Here is an 18,206-nt window from a genome sequence, read left to right on the forward strand (position 1 = left end):
CGGTATTGAACCTCAGTCTATTCGGGCGGCCGATCATTTAACGCAGACCCCGATCAAGTTGGTGTCTTCGGCAATCCCTTCGCCGTATTCAATATCCGCAGGAACGATCTCACTTAATGAAGGCCCCCCATGCCATCGACTGATCAGTCCACCGATCCAATGACGGATAGGCCGTGGAACACAATTACGGAGTCCTGATGGATCCCACTGACGGACGCGCTCCATCGATTGTTCGACCGTTTTCAACCGCAGACCTTGGCGCCGGCCGTACCAGCGAATAGTCGAAAAGTATGGCGCCAGGAGCGCTTTGAACTCATCCGCGGTGTATTCACGAACGTGGTAAGGATCACCTGGAATGACTCCCCTGCCCTTTCCGTGGGGCGTAAAAATGATCAGCATGCCTCGAGGTTTCAACACGCGAGTGAGCTCAGCTACGAAACCGTGGTCATCTTGGATGTGTTCAATGGTATCTTGTGAAACGATGCAGTCGAACGATTCATCTCGAAATCCGAGGGCACATCCATCCATCGCAAGAAAATCGACATTGCATCGAGGATAATCGGTTCGGCTCTTGGCGACAACGCTCGGAACGCAATCGATCCCGACGATCCGACCCGCCCTCGCGCCAAGGTAGTCGGCACCGTACCCGGTTCCGCAAGAGAGATCCAAAATTCGACGTTGTCCCAGTGAGCCGACTTGATGGGCCGCCCACACATATCCCGATAAGTTCACCATGTGCTGCGTATCGGTGGGATAGGCGGATCGTCGTTCCACGAATGTGTCCTTTATCCTTTACTCTGACTGGACCAGGCCAAGTCAGCCTGTGTCGGCCGTCCTCCGCTCCATAAACGACGAACGATCGACAGATAGGTGTCGAAAGATATGTCTGTCGCGGCCGACTGTGATCTGCCGAACGCCCCAATGAGGCGCACCATTGCTCCAACGGCGATCCAGCCTTTCATGATCCAACGTTTGAGCCATGAAAAGTGTTTTTCCACATACCTGATTCGGCTGAACTCCCATATGATGTTCAAACGAGCTCGATCATTCGTTCCACTGCGGCCGAGCAAATGTACGATATCTGCATCGGCCAGATGCCGAATTCGATACCCACGCCGCCGGATTTCTCGGCACAGATCGACATCCTCGAAATACATGAAATACCCTTCGTCCAACCCACCGCACGCCTTCATCAGCTCGCGGCGCACCAGGAGACACGCCCCATTGATCCAGTCCACATCCTGTGACTGCGAACAGTCGATGACCTGCCTGGCCGCCAGGGAACCCTGTAACCTAGGAGCCCATCGTCGGAAGACCTCGGCATAGGTCAGATGATCCCGAATCGATGGAAAGGGATAACAAGATTGGTACAGGAGGCCATCCCCGGTCCACTGTTTGCACCCCACGGCGCCGATCGTTGGTTCTTGATCAAGACAGGCCAGCATCCGATCCAATGTCTGCGGCCGTATACGTGTGTCGCTGTTCAACATGAGAAAATATCGCCCGCGGCTCACTGCGAACCCTTGGTTGACCGCTTTGGCAAATCCCAGATTCTCTTGATTCACGATAAGGTCGATCTTGGGATACGTCATTTGCACGGCGGGTACCGTCGCATCCTGCGAGTTGTTGTCTACGACGATGACTTCAAATCGAATCGCATCCGTAGATTCGAACACCGACTTGAGGCAATCGAGCAACAACGTTCGGGTGTTGTAGCTGACGATGGCGATCGACATGTCCACTAAACCCCCTGAATCTCCTGATGTCATGCTCTTGCACCCTGTGCTTGATAGTTCCAGAGCGCATTGAGGCGTGGACGCTCAATCCACCACAGGTACCCACCGAGCATTCCAGCAGCAAGCAGAGCAAGGATCTCGGGCGTCCAGGGAATCGCGACTTGATGCTCTCCCTGTATTGAGGAGAGAAGTACGCCCGCGATGAGACCAATGATCCCTGTTCGGCCGAGTGCCACGAAGGTGGCATGGCTGGATGAGCCCAGAAGTCGGTGTGTTTCCAACGCTTGCAGTACAACGCCGAGTATGAAGCTGATTGTCAGCGAGAGAGCGGCGCCGAGTACCCCCAACGAGCTCGTCATTGGAACAATGATGGCCAGATACAATGCACACTGCCCGACCCAACTCCTCATTTGAAGGTCGGGACGTCCCATTCCAAAGTGCAACGAGGCCATCACAGCGGCATATCCGCTACAAACGGTATATACACAAAGCACTTTCAGCGGGTCGACAATACCGATCCATTGCGGGCCAAACACGAAGGGCACAAGAATAGGCGCCAAGGTACCAATCATCACCGCCAGCGGAATGTAGGCGATACCCACAAGTCCCGCTTGGAGGTCGAAGACACGGGCAACCCCAAGCCGGTCCTGCTGCAATGAAGCATAAGTCGGTACACTGATTTGCTGCATGAGCGATGTGGCTCGAGCGCCCAACAGCAGCGGGATGGCGAGCGCCACCTGATAGAATCCGAGCGCTTCCGCTCCGAGTTCCCGACCGACGACCAGTTCTCCACCGGTCATGACCCCGAAGGCACACAGCGTCGTGATGTTGAGACGGCTGCCGTACCGGACAAAGTAGGATACTGATGAGCTTTTCAGGGACCACCGCGGAGTAAAAGGCGACACCAGAAAAGACAGCACACATCCAACCACCAGGCCGGCCAGCTGCCCGATGACGAGTGCCCAGACGGTCCGGTAGAAAACTGCAACGATTACGGTTACGGTTGCTTCCACAATTCGACGGACAACATCCAGTGTCACGCGACGCTTCAGGTCGAGTCGTTTCATCATCATGGCCAATGCCGGGCTTTGGACTCCCTGTACGATCAAAGCCAGGGCGTGCACACGCAACAGGGACTCAAGCACCGGCATACGCATCAGATCGCTGATTATCCCCGCCAAGACCCAGATTCCTGCCGCCATCACCAGCCCCCGGAGAGCCGACAGTGTCCATGCCGCGGCCAGATCTTCGTCAGTCACGTGTTCTTTCGCTATGAGAGCCGAATCAACCCCCAACTCACTGAGGGTCAACATCGCCAGTAACACGGCGGCCGACGCGGCCATGATTCCGAAATCCACCGGTGTCAGGATTCTTGCGAGGACAGCGAGTTGTCCCGCCGCAATCACTTTGTCGAGCAGAAATCCTCCACCAGCCCACCAGCCAGCGCGAAGGATCCGGTGACGGAAACGCGTCGGTCCCGATTCATCATCCTGCATAGACATGGTTAGTCGACTGTCACTTTGCTTGTTATTCAGTCGCGCCGTTCATGCCGCAAGCGCTGTTTTAGCGATGACCTGATGACAGACCTGCTCGAGTTGCGCGGCCCGTGCCGACCAGGTATGGGATCTCATCACGGCAGCCCTCCCGCGCTCTCCCATGCTTCGTCGGAGAGGATGGTCGCCCAGGAGCGTAATGAGTTGCCGAGCAAGATCGTCTGGATCGTCGGCTGCGGTCGGCAAACCGCAGCGCAGCTCAGATACTGTGTCTCCGTAGCCGGACCCTGCCGTTGCGACGACCGGTCGCCCACAGGCCAAATATTCCCATAGCTTCATTGAATCCCCGGGATAAGAGCGAGTCTGTCGATGGAGAACCACACAGACATCGCAGGCCGCAATCCATTGGGGCACGGCATCGAAGCCGACACGCCCGGTGAAACGGATGTAGGGAGAAAGTTGGAGGCGATCAACCCGTTGTTCTAGTGCGGCCTTTGTTTGCCCGTCTCCGACCAAAAGGCATTGAACCGTTGGAAATGATTTCGCAACGACGGCCATCGCATCGACCAAGGTATCCAGACCATGCCACGGGAAAAAGCCTCCGACAAATCCGATGTACGGTCCTGAGCTACCAAGCCTCAATTCCTGTCTGGCTCGTTCATGCGATCGGGGACAAAACCGATCTGGGTCAACCCCATTCCTAATGACGAAGCATTTCTTGGAATCGACCGGCTCAAGGCTTTTGAGACCAACCAACACCTCGGGGCATACACTCACGACAGCCTTCGCTCTCCTTGCTGCATGGCGAAGGCCATACGTTAACAGATCAAGAAGCGGTCCAAGTCGCCACAGGCCTCGTACTTCCTCAGCGGGAAGTCCGTTGACAAAGTATACGACAGGACAGGAAGCGTTTCGCAGAGCCCAGAGCGGGGCCATCTGACCGGGTGAATCGAACCACAGCAACAGATCCGGTCGGGTTGTGCATAAAAGTCTTTCGAGTGTACGGATCGAGTTCACGAGAAATGAAATAGGACGCATTCTTCCCCACCTGACCACAGGAACCCACTGCATGTGGATCTTGGCCGGTACTGAAAAGCCGGGTTCGTTTTGATGAAACTCCGGAGCCACCACGGTGATGTCATGCCCTCGTAATGACAATGCTTGGGCAAGTTCCAATACCTGCCGCGAACCACCAGCCGCCACCCCGAGATCTTCGTCACAGTACGTGAGAATGTGCATGATGCGAGGCGGTGATATCTTCATCGAGCCATCGGCGAAGTTGTCCCACGATGGCCATCCAAGAAAATCTGCTTTCTACGAAGCGGCGACCCTGCGCACCCATGACTCCGCATTGCGCCGAGTCATTCAAGAGTGCGCCGATCGCATCCGCGAGCGGGTGCGCCTCATCCGGCGGCACTAATTGCACGCCGCTATCAGCCGTGAATATCGAGACGACGGACGGGATGGCGCTCGCCACCACCGGCCGGCCACAAGCGAGATAGTCAAAAATCTTCACGGGTGAGGTCTCACCTCGATCGCCGCGAAACGGAGCCACACAGACACTCATGGCACTGATCCAAACCGGCACCTCCCAGTATGGAATACGGCCCGTCCATGTAATGCTGTCCTCCAGACCCAGTTGCGCTGCCTGTTGCTTGAGTGCTTCAGTCGCCTCCCCATCGCCCACCAAAATGAGCTGTGCCGTCGGATGCACCTTCCTGACCACCATCATGGAATTCAGCAGAGCATCCAAACCCTGATAACGATAGAAGCTTCCGACAAATCCAACGTACGGGCGGGAAGGCGAGAGACCCAGCTCCAATCGAGCAGCCACCGCGTCACGCGGGACAAACAATTGCACATCCGTTCCGCTGGGAAGTATTGCCATGCGATCAAGCGGAACGTCATAGCGCTCATGGAGCAACGACCGCAATCCTTCCGTCAGCACGACGATGCGGTCACAATGCCGCAATGCCAGTCGGGCCAAGAGCCGCTTGAGACTTTGTACGACTCGCGTTCGATCATCGAGCCATTCGGGAACCGGCTCCCCGTTCACCTCGCAGACACACGGCACGCCAAGAAGCTTTGCCAGAACCAATGCGTGTGGACTGTCCATCCATCGGTAGTATACGACATCCGGCCTGCCGAGCATGGCTCGCATCAGCCCCTGTATGAACGAAAACAGTGCATACGAAATCGGGCGGAGCCACCGCAGGTGGATGAGCCGAATGGGAACGACGGTGCAGACACGCCGTCTCAGCGCGGACCGATACCGCGGGGGAAAGAGCGTGACTCTATCTCCAACCCTGGTGAGCGCGTCCGCCAAGGTCCACATTCGGACCAATCCAACCGGATCACGAGGAGCATCCGGCTCATACCAATAGCAAAAGAGAAACCAAGTCACACAGCCTCCTGGGGCCTGACCGGCGACTCAATCTGAGCCGACAGAGTCGGCAATAACATGACGAGCCCGGCACAAAGCCAAAATGGCTCCATAATGCGGATGATGATGAAGGTATTGGCCCCGATCCCGTGGGCAAGCAAGGCGAGCAGGCCCAAAAGCAATCCATGGGCCAACCCTTTTGCAAAAGGATCGGTTTGAGACAGAAACGACTCACGGGCACAGCGCCAGAGTCGATAGATGATGAATCCGAAGGCGACGAGCCCCGCAAGGCCCGTCTCGCCGAGGATCTTGACGTATTGGGCATCCGCCCAAGCATATCCCGTGATTCCACGCCCTAAGATCGGATCGTGAACCCAGTCTTTCAAGACGTACGCCCATGACTTCAGGCGTTCAGTCGTCGAAAGATCCAGTCCCACCTTGCCGACCTTGATTTCTCCCCCATACTGGCGCCCGAAAAACGTTTCATTCACTCGTTGTTTCACATTCGCAGGTGCCAGCAGTGGGATCAGCATCATGATGACGAGCAGGAGCGTGACGACACGCGGCCGCCGCCACTGGGTCAACCCTACCGCCATGAGCAGGACGGCGCCGGCGAGGTAGGACGAACGCGACAACGTAGCCATGAGCGCCAGGATCGCAAAGCCGCTAAGCACCAGCAATGCAATGCGGATCGGGCCGATCTGAATATGCAACAAGAGACCCGTCATGATGGCCAGCAGAAACACTAGGTAACCGCCGAGCGTATTCGGTTCACCGCTTTCTCCCTCGAAGGGAGCGGATGCGCGTTGGCCGCTTGGGATTTGATAAATCGCATACAAGCTCACGATCAGACCCACGACAAGCAGAGCCGACACAAGTCCTACGACCTGCTCCTGTGACCGCACATGGTTGACGACCATGAAAAACACGAAGAAATATTCGAAGTATTTCAGGACGAAGAAAAAACCTGTCATAGGTCTGACGTGGCCATTTAAGATGCCCAATAGAGTGGAGACCACACAGATCACCATGTACACGGCGATCGGTCGGTTAAGTGGCGTCTCGCGAAAGAGGGCCAACTCCCGATAGATGATATTCTTGACCAACCAGCTCGCTCCGATGATGACCAGGAGGATATCGTCCATTCGAAACGACAGTTCCCGTCCACCTACGCCGCGGCCCTCGACCCGTCCGACCGCAATTTCCGGCGACAACAGCATCGACGCGATCAGGAGATAGAGCGCAGCAGACACGGAGGTAAAGGCCGTCAGAACGATCAAAAAGCCGACGACGGCTTGCATACCGATGGCGGGTGTTGTCAGGGTCAGGCCGAGTGCGATGGCGACCGCAAGAACCGAAATAACGAGGCTGTCTTGTGCACTGACGGCCGTGTGCTGCATGATGCGGACGCTCCTGGAATCACGTTAACGATACTCGTAGCGATAGAGCCCGTACTCCGGCGTGACTTCCGATTTCACGTTGGTCAGGACCACTCCAAGAACATTCGCCTGTGCATGGTCGAGCAAGAACTTTGCGCGTTTAAGCGCATTGCGCCCGATCCGACCGACCTGGTACACGAGAATGGCTCCATCCACGCGGGAGCTAAAGGCGACCGCATCCGTGACCGGCAGAATCGGCGGAGTATCGATCAACACGATGTCGTACTCTTCTTGCATTTCGGATGTCAGCGTTTTGATCTTATTGATGTTCAAGAACTCGTTCGGATTTCGGGATTCTGACCCGCTGGTGAGCACATGGAGATTGTCCAGCCCCGGGGTATTCATCAACCGATCAACACCGACCGTCCCAAGCATCAGATCCGTCGCCGAGCGAACATAGGATCGCCATGAGGTCGCCCCCAGCAAGGCATCGACCAGTCCTGGCTCGCGCTCTAAACCCAATCGTTGATGCACGATCGGCTTGCGGAGGTCGGCATCGACCAACAGCACCTTCATCCCCTCTTGCGCCATGGTGATTGCCAGATTGATGACGCAGGTACTCTTGCCTTCACCCAGAGCGGCACTCGTGAAAATGATCGATTTGACTCTCCGATCCATGCTGGCGAACTGGATATTCGTTCGAAGCGACCGAAGGCTTTCTGACAAGACAGACTTGGGATCGAGCAGGCACACCAGCTTCGACAAACTGTCGGCTACGGAAGGAGGTGTATCCGGAGGCAACACTTCCACGGCCATGTCTTTGAGGACGTTTTGATCGAACTGTGGAATGATTCCCAGGACGGGCACTTTGAGAAACTCTTCGACTCCTTCGATCGTACCGATCGAGGTGTCGAACGATTCACGGCCAAACGCAAGCACAATGCCGAGGAAGCATCCCATCAACGCCCCGATCATCAGATTCAATGTGACGTTTGATGCATTGATGGGACTCCTGGGAGTCATGGCTGGGGCGATCATCGTTACTTCCTCGATCCGCTCCGCTCCCTTGATCAACAACTCCTGATGCTTTCCTTTCAGCGTTGCGAGGAGATCCGTATTCACTTTCACCTCGCGCTCCAATCGGCTCATTTGAATCGCGGCGCGAGGGTATCCGAGGTAGCGCTTCCGATAGTGATCCCGTTGTTCTTGCAGTGCCTCTTCGCGATTCATCAGCGTGGCAACTTTGGACTTTAACTCTCGGATCATTTCAGATTTGACATTGTCTATCTTCTTTTGCTGTTCCGTCACTTGAGGGTGATCAGGCGTGTAATTGATGAGTAAGGTGTCTCTCTCCTGGATCAAATCCAGCAACCGTTGGTTCAGGATCGTGAGAAGAGCATTTTGTTCCTCGGTAAAGATCCGGCCCGTCTGATTCCCGATGATCGCATCCGATCGTTTCAGCACGGCGATCTGGCGTTCGCCTTCAGCGCGCTTGCGCAAGACTTCGTTGTACTGTTCTTCCAGTTTGGTAAAGGTATCCAGCGCGGCTCTCGCTTCGTCCGACAGAAATACCCGGCCTTCATTTTCCTTAAAGCCGCGCAACGCTTCCTCGGAATCATTGAGACTCTTTTCCAAGTATCCCAACTGTTCTTCCACGAACCGTCGCGATTCGTTGACGAGGCGATTCCGCGCAGCGATATTTTCAACCCGATAGGCAGACGCCGTGGAATTGGCCATCCGTTCCGCTTGCTCGGGCGCGGCGGATGTGGCTGAAATACGAATGATGTTGGTATCTCCCTCTCGCTGCGCCGTAATCTCTTGGCCCAAGTTGTAGATGATGTTCAGGTAGGCAGCTGATCGTTTCTCCTCCTCGGATGCATCTCGGGCGACGCGCTCGAGATCCATGGCCACCCGTTCCATGACCGGAAAGCTCCGAATAAACTCGATCTGTGTGCCAAGATCGTTGACATTGGAGTATGAGAGGGACTCCAGGAGTTGTTGAGCCATCGTCGTACTACGTTCGAACTTCACACGCGCGGAGGCTTCGTAAATCGGGTTGGGTTTGAGGAACTCGGAAAACAGGAATGTAAAGATGACCACCATGACGGCGGAAAGCAGGATCAGGTACTTGCGCTTCTTGAGAATGAGCCAGTAATCGATGACGTTCAGTTCGTACTGTGCCATGAGCAATCCTGGTTTTAAACCATCGGTCTAGGGCCTGGTCGTAAATGCCGGAATCAGATACGCCGGATAAATCGGCATGATTGCAACCTGAATAATCGGCATAATCTTCTTTGCCGCCTCGGTCGCATCCCCCAGGTGTTCGCGCGGGACAAAGACGACATCGTTCTCTTCAAGCGAGATATTTCGTGAGAGGTCTCCATATGTAAACAGGCGCGCCACATCGGCGGTCAGAATACGCGGTTTTGTGAAATCCCCTCCCCGCACCACTCGAATCTCTTCCAAAAGCGCGGTCTCCTGAAAGTTGTCGGCAGCGGCCAACGCCTGCAAGACCGTCATGTTGCGCGCCATGGGAACGACCCCTGGTTTTCTGACATCTCCGAACACGAACACCCGCTTGACCTTGAGCAGTTTTTTCTTGAGCGCGATCTGAACGCGCGGGTCCCGCATGAAAGGCTTGGCCGCTTCCTGAACACGCTGCTCGGCCTCAGCCACGGTGAGGCCGCCGACGGCCACTTCCATGAACCCTACGGATACGGACCCGTTTTCTCGTATCAAACTGCTGAACTTTTCTTCTCCCGCACCTCTCCGGATAACAACTTCCAACGTATCTCCTGTTTCGATCGGCGTCTCCGCGGTTGGAACCGTTTCATCGGCATACACATCACCTTTCGGCAACGGAGGAAGCGAATAGGGAATAGTGCCTACCGCCGAAGGAGGCAATGTGGATTGCCCAGGGTTTCGACAGCCTGTTAGAAGCAGCACGACCCCCATCGCCACGACACCGATCGCGACCGGTTCTCTTCTGAGCCACCGCATACAGTCTCTCCTACGATGCCGCCATGGGTTGCAGGACCTCCGCGATATGCGACGACATACCTTGGGACAAATCCAATTCGGTCATTGCTCCGAACTTGGAGAGCGCGACCACTGGACGCAGCGGATACCGCGGATTGACCCTGCTCACGGTTCCGATCTCTCCTGTACTGAGACGTATCCTTGTTCCAACCGGATAGAGAGTGATCTGATCCCCCACCGCCTTTAAAACACGGAGCGAAAATGTCGTCTTGGCGTGGAGCAGCAGGTCTCGGATTGCCTGGTGAGGTGTGAGGCTTTTTCGATAGGGCCTCGCCGTTGCCATAGCATCCAGTGCATCGACAATGCCGATAATCTGCGCCGGCTCCGTGATCTGGTTGCCCTTTAAACGGCATGGATATCCATTGCCGTCCCACCGTTCATGCTCCTGCGCGCTTATCGTTGAAACCCATTCAAACACGCTGCCATGCCCGGCCAGAATCCGCCGACCTCGTTCAGGGTGAGTACGAAGAAGATCTCGCTCGTCGTCTGAGAGGGATTCACTCTTCTCGACGAGTGATGCGGGCAGGGTCCACATACCGATGTCGTGCAGCAGCCCCGCCAACGCCAATCGCTCCAAGTCTTCCTCGGAGTACTGCAACCCCATCCCCACCTTGGCCCCCAACACGGCGACATGCAGTGCATTGTCTACGAGATAATCCTCGGTATGACCGTCCAAGACCCATCCGATGAGCTCGTCGCTGCGCCGGAGTAGTTGCACCAAACGACTGGCCAGATCAGTGCATCCTTTGAGCGGCGGCGCTTTGTTCGAACGAACCGCCTCTCTGACCCGCTGTAGCTCCTGCCTCGCCGAAATATACCAACAGCGATCGGCATCGAGGGATAAAGCCGCGGCCTGAGGCCGAGGAGGCTCGCCCCTTTTTGGATCAGAAGTCTGCTCCCGGATCAGATCAGACAGCCGTGCCACCCTTGCGCTTCCTCCTGTGGGTTGCGACTCTCAACAACCTCATTTGTGCACGACCTTTCTCGTAGTGGAGTCCGGCCGTGGATCGAGCTTGTTAAGCTCCCGTTCCAATGTGGCACGAATGAACCCACTCGTCGTGTATCCCTGCTGCTTCAGGGCGTCGAGCTTCTCCTTGAGCTCGACCGGAAGTTGAATAACGATGCGAACGAGCCTAGGCATGATTGTGACTCCCTTTAGACAGAGTGCTGGTCTGGCAAGGGGCTTCTGCACGTGCTATGCCTTGCTAGCATTTCGTTAAAAGTGAGAAAATACTGATACTTCTGCTGTGGTCTCTCAGCATTTCTGCAAAAAAGCGCCAAAAACTGTCACTCCTTACCGATCTTGTACAGTCAGGTGACAGCGCAGCGGATTCCGTGAGAAAGCGGTCGGCCCGATAAGTGTCGGCCGATCAGGACAATTGGAGGAAGAGCCGGCGCCAATTCTGGTATTCACAGCGCCAGAGACAGTTGGGAAGATCGACCGGTTGCACGAGAAGATCTCTCATGCGGGTCACGGTCAATTCGGGACTCGTCAAACGTCCTGTCACCCAGATCGCTCCATCACGATCCGTACGATAGACAGTCACATGCTCATCTTCATAGGCTTGGAGCACTGATTCAACCGGGTGTCCATAAGGGTTGGTTGCGCCAACCGAGACGACTGCATACTGTGGGTGGAGTTGCCGGAGCCAGTCCCGATCCAGTGAGCTGCGCGCTCCGTGATGCGGCACTTTCAGTATGGTGACCGGCCTTCGTCCCTCTTCTGTCAATCGACTCACCGCGCCGGTCTCGATGTCGGCGGCAAAGAGAATGGAATGAACTCCGCACTGTAATCGCGAAACAATGGATCCATTATTCAATGATGATCCACTGTGGAATCGGGCCATCTCAGATATACTGGTCGACTCAGGCGGATTAAGAATGCTCAACTGACAGGGGCCGGACGGTAACAAGTCTTTCCCGCGCACGGCGGTTTGTTCATCGATGTGCCGATGGCGCAGGGCTGCGTTGAGGTCTTCGACGAATCGCTCAGACCGCTCCGTTCCCACTCCCCAATACTGACCGACTGACATGTGTCGGAGCACCCAAATCAACCCGCCGACGTGATCCAGTTGCAAATGTGTGCCGACGACATGATCAATATGATGGATTCCCCTATTCCAGAGAAATGGCGCCACCACCCCACGCCCCATATCAAACCGCTCATATCGAGATCCACCATCGATAAGCACCGTCCGACCATCCGGCAGTTCGACAACGGCACTATCCCCTTGTCCGACATCGAGGAACGTGACGCGCCAGTGATCACCATCCCTCGGCAATCCTGGAACGACAAGCCACCAACTGATCAACACCATCGCCATACCGGCGCTCGCAACCCGGACGCGCAGCGGCAGTGCATGAATACATGCCACGATCAGCCCTGAATAAAATAGCGCCATCATCGGTATTGACGGCGCAGCCACATGCCATTCCCCTCCTGGAAGGCCTGCACACCATCGAAGCGCAAGAATCATCCACTCGAACAAGCGCTCCAAAGCTGAGCCGTAGATCAAGGAATCAGCGCCGGACATGATCGTCCACAGAGCGGCGAGTAGCCCCAGCGGAACTAGGACGATACCCGTAAACGGGATGGCAACGAGATTGGTGACAACTCCCATCCATGGAACCTGATTGAAATAGAATGCGACGATGGGGAAAGTGGCCAACGTCACAGCCCCGCTCATTGACAAGGCCTTGAGCCCATGGTTCACGAGGCGGGATCTCAGCCCTCCGTCAGCATGTTCCTCTTGCTGGTTCCATGATTGTGCAAACGAGATCATGTTGATCATCACGAGTACGGACAGAAACGAGAGCTGAAAGGAAATATCAAAGATCGCCCGAGGATCGTGTAAGACGATCGCCAAGAGAGCCGTCGCCATCATGTGACCGAGATGGCGTTCGTGCCCAAGCCAGACCGCAACCATGGCCAGCGTAATCATGACAAGCGAACGCATGGTCGCTAATTCAGCTCCCGCCAGCAACGCATACAGCGCGACAGCCGGCCATGTGAGAAGAATCGCGACCTTCGAAGGCGTGAGCCGTCGAGAAAGGGCCAACAAGAGGTTGGTGGGAAGCCGCAAGATGCCTTGTCTTATCACCCAAAACACGGCCACGGCGACAAGCCCGAGGTGTGAGCCGGAGATCGAGAGCAGATGAACGGTTCCGGTGACCATGAACCACTCTTGGAGATCTTGCTCGAGGTATCCACGCTCCCCAATGATCATGCCGAGAAATACTCCCAGGGCTGGCTGGCTCAACGTGCGGATCGCGGCATCCCGTATACCCGCCCTCCAACGATCGATGTGATTCGACCAACTCCATAGTCCACTATGGGGCTTCTCCAACAGCGTCACCGCCTGAGTACCGCTAATAGTGGCGACAAGATCGATGCCTTGCTGCTCTAAATATGCGGCATAATTGAATCCTCCGGGGTTCAACGATCCGTTCGGACGGTGAACGTGTCCGTGAAATAGGATACGGTCGCCATTGTGAAGCGTGACACCCGGATCACGCCACACGAGTCGTATGCGCCTTGATTGTGAAGCCGCGTCTTCAGTTTGAACAAGAAGTGTCTGGCGCCCTATACTATGCTGAACAGGTGCCACAACCCGAGCCGTGAACGTGGCTTGAGTAGTGTCATGCAGCGCCGGTAAAGAAGCGCGATCCTGTGGCGGTGGAGCTGTGACGGTCCAATAGACTACCCCGGAAAGAACACTGACATACAAGAGCAGCGTGGACCGTGCGTCTAAATAGCCGGCTCGTTCGAGGGCACTGAATCCAATGGCGACGCCGACCAGCAAACCAATGAGAGAAAGCGGGAAAAAAGAGAGTTTCGATCCACACAGAAGACCGAGGAGAAACGCTGCCGTAAGGGAGGGGAGCATGCGCGTCACTTATGCGCGAGAAGGAACACTCAGCCGATATGTTCTCGTACGACCCTGGCCAGATCTTCAGCCACTTCTTTCACGACAGTAGACTGCTCGCCTTCCACCATGATCCGCAATAACGGTTCAGTCCCTGAGTATCGAATCACCACTCGACCGCTTCCGTTGAGGCGACGCTCATTCTCTTGTATCGCCCGATCGATATCGGGAATCGACTCCAAGACCGGCTTTCGCTTGACTTGAATATTGACTAATACCTGTGGCACAGCGGTCATCGCCTTCGCCAACTCGGATAAGGGTTTTTTGGTTCGTTTGATTAATGACAGCATTTGCAGAGCTGAAATGAGGCCGTCTCCGGTCGTGTTATGGTCGAGAAATATAAAATGTCCCGATTGTTCGCCGCCGAAATTAAAGCCCTCCGCCAACATGCGTTCGAGCAAGTACCGATCACCCACCGGTGTTCGAATCAGTTTGATACCTGCTTTGGCCATCGACAACTCAAGTCCGAAATTGCTCATGACGGTTCCAACCAAGGTTTGCTTGGCGAGCAGGCCATTGTGATGGAGATCGAGACCCAGCGCGGCCATGACATGGTCTCCATCGATGATCATCCCCTGTTCGCAGACAAAGACCGCTCGATCGGCGTCGCCATCCAAGGCGATCCCGATGTCCGCTTTGTGGCGTCGCACCGCCTCCTGAAGGATTTCGGGGTGAACGGCGCCGCACCCTGAATTGATGTTCATGCCGTCAGGTTTGTTGGCGATGACCTCAACTGTCGCTCCCAATTCCTTGAGAACAGTCGGCGCCACTTTGTATGCTGCCCCATTGGCGCAGTCTACGACGAGCTTGATCCCTTGGAAATCCAGGTCCTTGGGCAACGACCGCTTGGCAAATTCGATGTAGCGTCCTTCCGCATCGTCGATACGGTAGGCTTTGCCGATAAGATCCGCTGTCGGTCTGAGATGCCGAATCTCATCCGACACGATCAGCTCTTCAATACGGGCTTCCACGTCGTCCGGCAGCTTGAAGCCATCGCTTGAAAAGAATTTAATTCCGTTGTCTTGGTAAGGATTGTGCGACGCCGAGATGACGACCCCTGCATCTGCGCGGAGACTCCGAGTCAAGAAGGCAATGGCCGGCGTCGGCATCGGTCCGACTAACAACACATCGACGCCCATTGAACAGATTCCCGCCAATAAGGCAGACTCCAGCATATAGCCTGAAATCCGGGTATCTTTACCGATCACGATCTGATGGCGCCCTGCCCGTCGCATGAAGATATGCGCGGCTGCTCGCCCTAACTGCATCGCCATCTCGCTGGTCATGGGGTCGAGATTCGCGACGCCTCGGACACCGTCCGTGCCGAATAACTTACGCATCATACTCCTGTCCGCAAGACGACCAACGAGGGCTCAACGCCGCGGCCATCTTGACTACATCGATCATCATGGCAACATCATGAACCCGCACGATGTGCGCGCCTCGGTCGACAGCCAATGCAACAGCCGCTGCCGTTCCCCATTCACGTTGGTCAACAGGCCTGTCGACAATGTGCCCGATGAAACCTTTCCGCGATAGACCGACGAGCAAGGGACACTCCAGCATGGCCAAAGATGTCAGTCCTCTAAGAAGCTCAAGATTATGCAACAACAGCTTACCAAAACCGAATCCAGGATCAAGAATGATGTTGGTTCGAGGTATCCCAGCGAGAAGGGCGGTTTCTACACGTTCCTCAAAAAACTCCAACACTTCGGCTCCGACATCCGAGTAATGCGGCGCGAGTTGCATCGTTTGGGGAGTTCCTTGCATGTGCATCAGGACGACGGCCGCGCCTGATTTGGCGATCACGGAAGCCATTGCCGGATCTTGCCGCAGCGCACTCACATCATTAATAATCGATGCTCCAATATCCAGCGCAAGCCGAGCCACTTGTGACTTCGTAGTATCGATCGAGATGGGGATTGTCACACGGTGGACTAATCCTTCAACCACCGGGAGAATGCGAGCCAGTTCATCTTCTTCACTGACTGGACTTGAACCAGGCCTCGTCGACTCTCCTCCGATGTCGATGATGTCCGCACCTTGCTCGACGAGTTCCAATGCATGCGCGATCGCCCGTTCGGGCACCACATATCGTCCTCCGTCATAGAAGGAATCAGCCGTGACGTTGACGACGCCCATGATGAGCGGACGCGTCGTCCACCAAATCCTGCGTCCCTTGGCTGAAAACCAATTTCGGATGGGAATCTCCTGTGAGGTGACGTGTCTCAACTCTTGCACCAAGGCATTCGATATCTCATACGCAGATCGCTACTGTAGAATTGCACGCCACTGATCCACCAGTAGCATCCATGGGGTTCGGTAATATGGATATGGCGGCTCCTATCTTTATAGGAGCCGCCACGACACTCTCATTCTAGGCAGGAACTGTTTGAGAGGAAGATTGCAACAGAATCTGATCGATTTCCGGCGCGTCCAGCACTTCTTTTTCAAGCAGCGCTTCCGCCAATGCCTTCAGACTTGTCATCTGTTCAGTCAGCACGCGCTTGGCACGTTCATAGTTTTCCGTCACAAAGCGCTTGATTTCAAGATCGATCTCAAGTGCAACTTGGTCACTGACATCCCGTTTGGTGGTGAAGTCCCGACCAAGAAATACGGAATCTTCTTTTTGTCCGAATGTCAGAGGACCCAGCTTCTCGCTCATTCCCCATTCACAGACCATTTTTCGGGCAAGGTCCGTGGCACGTTCCAGATCGTTGCCGGCCCCGGTCGTGACATGCTTAAACACAAGTTCTTCTGCGACACGTCCACCCATGAGAATTGCCAAGGTGTTATAAAGGAACTCCTTGGAGTAATTATGCCTATCATCGGTGGGCAACTGCATCGTCACACCGAGAGCCCGACCTCTAGGAATAATCGTCACTTTGTGGACCGGATCGGTTCCAGGAAGAAGCTTGGCCATCAAGGCGTGGCCGGCTTCGTGATACGCCGTGACCCGCTTTTCCTCCTCGGTGAGAATCATGCTCTTTCGTTCGGCACCCATCATGACCTTATCCTTGGCCATTTCAAAGTCGATGCTTTCAACTTCCTTCTTGTTCTGGCGAGCCGCCCACAGCGCCGCCTCGTTCACGAGGTTCTCCAGATCAGCTCCTGAAAATCCAGGAGTTCCTCTGGCGATCTTTTCCAGCTCCACATTAGCGGCTACAGGAACCTTTTTTGTGTGAACTTTCAAGATCTCAGAGCGTCCTCGAAGATCCGGGCGGTTGACGACCACCTGGCGGTCAAACCGACCGGGCCTCAGCAAGGCCGGATCGAGCACGTCAGGACGGTTTGTCGCTGCAACCAATATCACACCCTCGGTGGTGTCGAACCCGTCCATTTCGACCAGCAACTGATTGAGCGTTTGTTCTCGCTCATCATGGCCACCGCCGAGGCCTGCGCCTCGCAATCGGCCAACCGCATCGATCTCATCGATAAAAATAATACAGGGGGCATGTTTCTTCCCCTGCTCAAACAAATCACGAACCCGCGAGGCTCCCACGCCGACAAACATCTCGACGAAATCAGACCCGCTGATGCTGAAGAACGGCACCCCGGCTTCTCCGGCAATGGCTTTGGCCAGAAGAGTCTTCCCGGTTCCAGGAGGCCCGACCACCAGGACACCTTTGGGGATGCGCCCGCCGAGCTTTTGAAATTTCCGAGGGTCTTTCAAGAATTCAATAATTTCAAGGACTTCTTCTTTCGCCTCATCGACACCGGCCACATCGGAAAATGTGACCTTTTTTCTTTCCTCTGTCAGCATACGGGCCCGGCTCTTTCCAAAAGACAGAGCTTTATTCCCACCAATTTGCATCTGGCGCATCAGGAAAAACCAGAGACCGAGGAAGAGGATAAACGGCCCCCACGTGACGAGGAACGTGATATACCAAGGACTTTCGTCCGGTGGCTTGACCTCGATCTGAACGTCCTTTTCGCGAAGAACTTTGACCAGGTCAGGGTAGTCGGCTGAATAGGTACGGATGCGAGTCTTATCCTTCAAGACCCCGCTGATGTGATTGCCTTTTATAATGACCTTCTCAAAGTCTCCCTTATCGAGCTTCGCCATAAAATCGCTGAATATCACTTCTTCTTCAGGCGCATGTGTCGGCACACTGAACAAATTAAATAGGAGAATCATGAACAAGCCGACGACCACCCAGAAGAGCAAGTTCTTGACCCGGGAATTCATCCAGTTCTCCTTCGCGATAACGTTGAACGGAACGTACTCATAAATCGAGGTGATGTTAACA

The 18,206-nt window shown here is 55.1% G+C and carries 14 protein-coding genes; all 14 read right to left on the reverse strand.

Going from position 1 to position 18,206, the window contains the following annotated elements; all coding sequences use genetic code 11:
• Positions 1-33 precede the first annotated feature (33 nt).
• Positions 34-774 carry a class I SAM-dependent methyltransferase gene (locus H8K03_02225; GenBank protein UVT20761.1) on the reverse strand — a complete coding sequence of 247 codons (741 nt, stop codon included), beginning with the start codon at positions 772-774 and terminating at the stop codon, positions 34-36.
• 11 nt (positions 775-785) lie between these two features.
• Positions 786-1,769, reverse strand: a complete 984-nt coding sequence (locus H8K03_02230) for a glycosyltransferase family 2 protein (protein ID UVT20762.1) — start codon at positions 1,767-1,769, stop codon at positions 786-788.
• A complete protein-coding gene (locus H8K03_02235) occupies positions 1,766-3,238 on the reverse strand; it encodes an oligosaccharide flippase family protein (GenBank protein UVT20763.1) in 1,473 nt (490 codons plus the stop codon). The genes H8K03_02230 and H8K03_02235 overlap by 4 nt, the downstream gene beginning before the upstream one ends.
• A 42-nt stretch (positions 3,239-3,280) precedes the next feature.
• Positions 3,281-4,492, reverse strand: a complete 1,212-nt coding sequence (locus tag H8K03_02240; GenBank protein ID UVT20764.1) for a glycosyltransferase family 4 protein — start codon at positions 4,490-4,492, stop codon at positions 3,281-3,283.
• A complete protein-coding gene (locus H8K03_02245; GenBank protein UVT20765.1) occupies positions 4,446-5,633 on the reverse strand; it encodes a glycosyltransferase family 4 protein in 1,188 nt (395 codons plus the stop codon). Before H8K03_02245 ends, H8K03_02240 begins: the two co-directional genes overlap by 47 nt.
• Positions 5,630-7,012 carry an O-antigen ligase family protein gene (locus H8K03_02250; protein ID UVT20766.1) on the reverse strand — a complete coding sequence of 461 codons (1,383 nt, stop codon included), beginning with the start codon at positions 7,010-7,012 and terminating at the stop codon, positions 5,630-5,632. Before H8K03_02250 ends, H8K03_02245 begins: the two co-directional genes overlap by 4 nt.
• Positions 7,013-7,036: 24 nt before the next feature.
• Positions 7,037-9,175 (reverse strand): polysaccharide biosynthesis tyrosine autokinase, encoded by a 2,139-nt coding sequence (locus H8K03_02255; GenBank protein ID UVT20767.1) that lies wholly within the window; start codon positions 9,173-9,175, stop codon positions 7,037-7,039.
• A 27-nt stretch (positions 9,176-9,202) separates the two neighbouring features.
• Positions 9,203-9,991 carry an SLBB domain-containing protein gene (locus H8K03_02260; GenBank protein UVT20768.1) on the reverse strand — a complete coding sequence of 263 codons (789 nt, stop codon included), beginning with the start codon at positions 9,989-9,991 and terminating at the stop codon, positions 9,203-9,205.
• Positions 9,992-10,001: 10 nt separating this feature from the next.
• Positions 10,002-10,955, reverse strand: coding sequence for an HD domain-containing protein (locus tag H8K03_02265; protein ID UVT20769.1), 954 nt, complete (start codon positions 10,953-10,955; stop codon positions 10,002-10,004).
• Between the two features lie 39 nt (positions 10,956-10,994).
• The gene (locus H8K03_02270) at positions 10,995-11,171 is read right to left on the reverse strand and encodes a hypothetical protein (GenBank protein UVT20770.1); all 177 of its coding nucleotides are present in this window, start codon (positions 11,169-11,171) and stop codon (positions 10,995-10,997) included.
• A 229-nt stretch (positions 11,172-11,400) separates the two neighbouring features.
• Positions 11,401-13,917 (reverse strand): DNA internalization-related competence protein ComEC/Rec2, encoded by a 2,517-nt coding sequence (locus H8K03_02275; GenBank protein ID UVT20771.1) that lies wholly within the window; start codon positions 13,915-13,917, stop codon positions 11,401-11,403.
• A gap of 29 nt (positions 13,918-13,946) precedes the next feature.
• Positions 13,947-15,296, reverse strand: coding sequence for a phosphoglucosamine mutase (locus H8K03_02280; GenBank protein ID UVT22350.1), 1,350 nt, complete (start codon positions 15,294-15,296; stop codon positions 13,947-13,949).
• Positions 15,289-16,098: a dihydropteroate synthase gene (gene folP / locus H8K03_02285; GenBank protein ID UVT22351.1), complete on the reverse strand. Its 810-nt coding sequence runs from the start codon at positions 16,096-16,098 to the stop codon at positions 15,289-15,291. Before folP ends, H8K03_02280 begins: the two co-directional genes overlap by 8 nt.
• A 235-nt stretch (positions 16,099-16,333) precedes the next feature.
• Complete coding sequence (locus H8K03_02290; protein ID UVT22352.1) at positions 16,334-18,163, reverse strand: ATP-dependent metallopeptidase FtsH/Yme1/Tma family protein; 1,830 nt, start codon at positions 18,161-18,163, stop codon at positions 16,334-16,336.
• Between the last annotated feature and the right edge of the window lie 43 nt (positions 18,164-18,206).

The sequence above is a fragment of the Nitrospira sp. genome (genome assembly GCA_024760545.1).
In the GTDB taxonomy this organism is placed as follows: domain Bacteria; phylum Nitrospirota; class Nitrospiria; order Nitrospirales; family Nitrospiraceae; genus Nitrospira_D.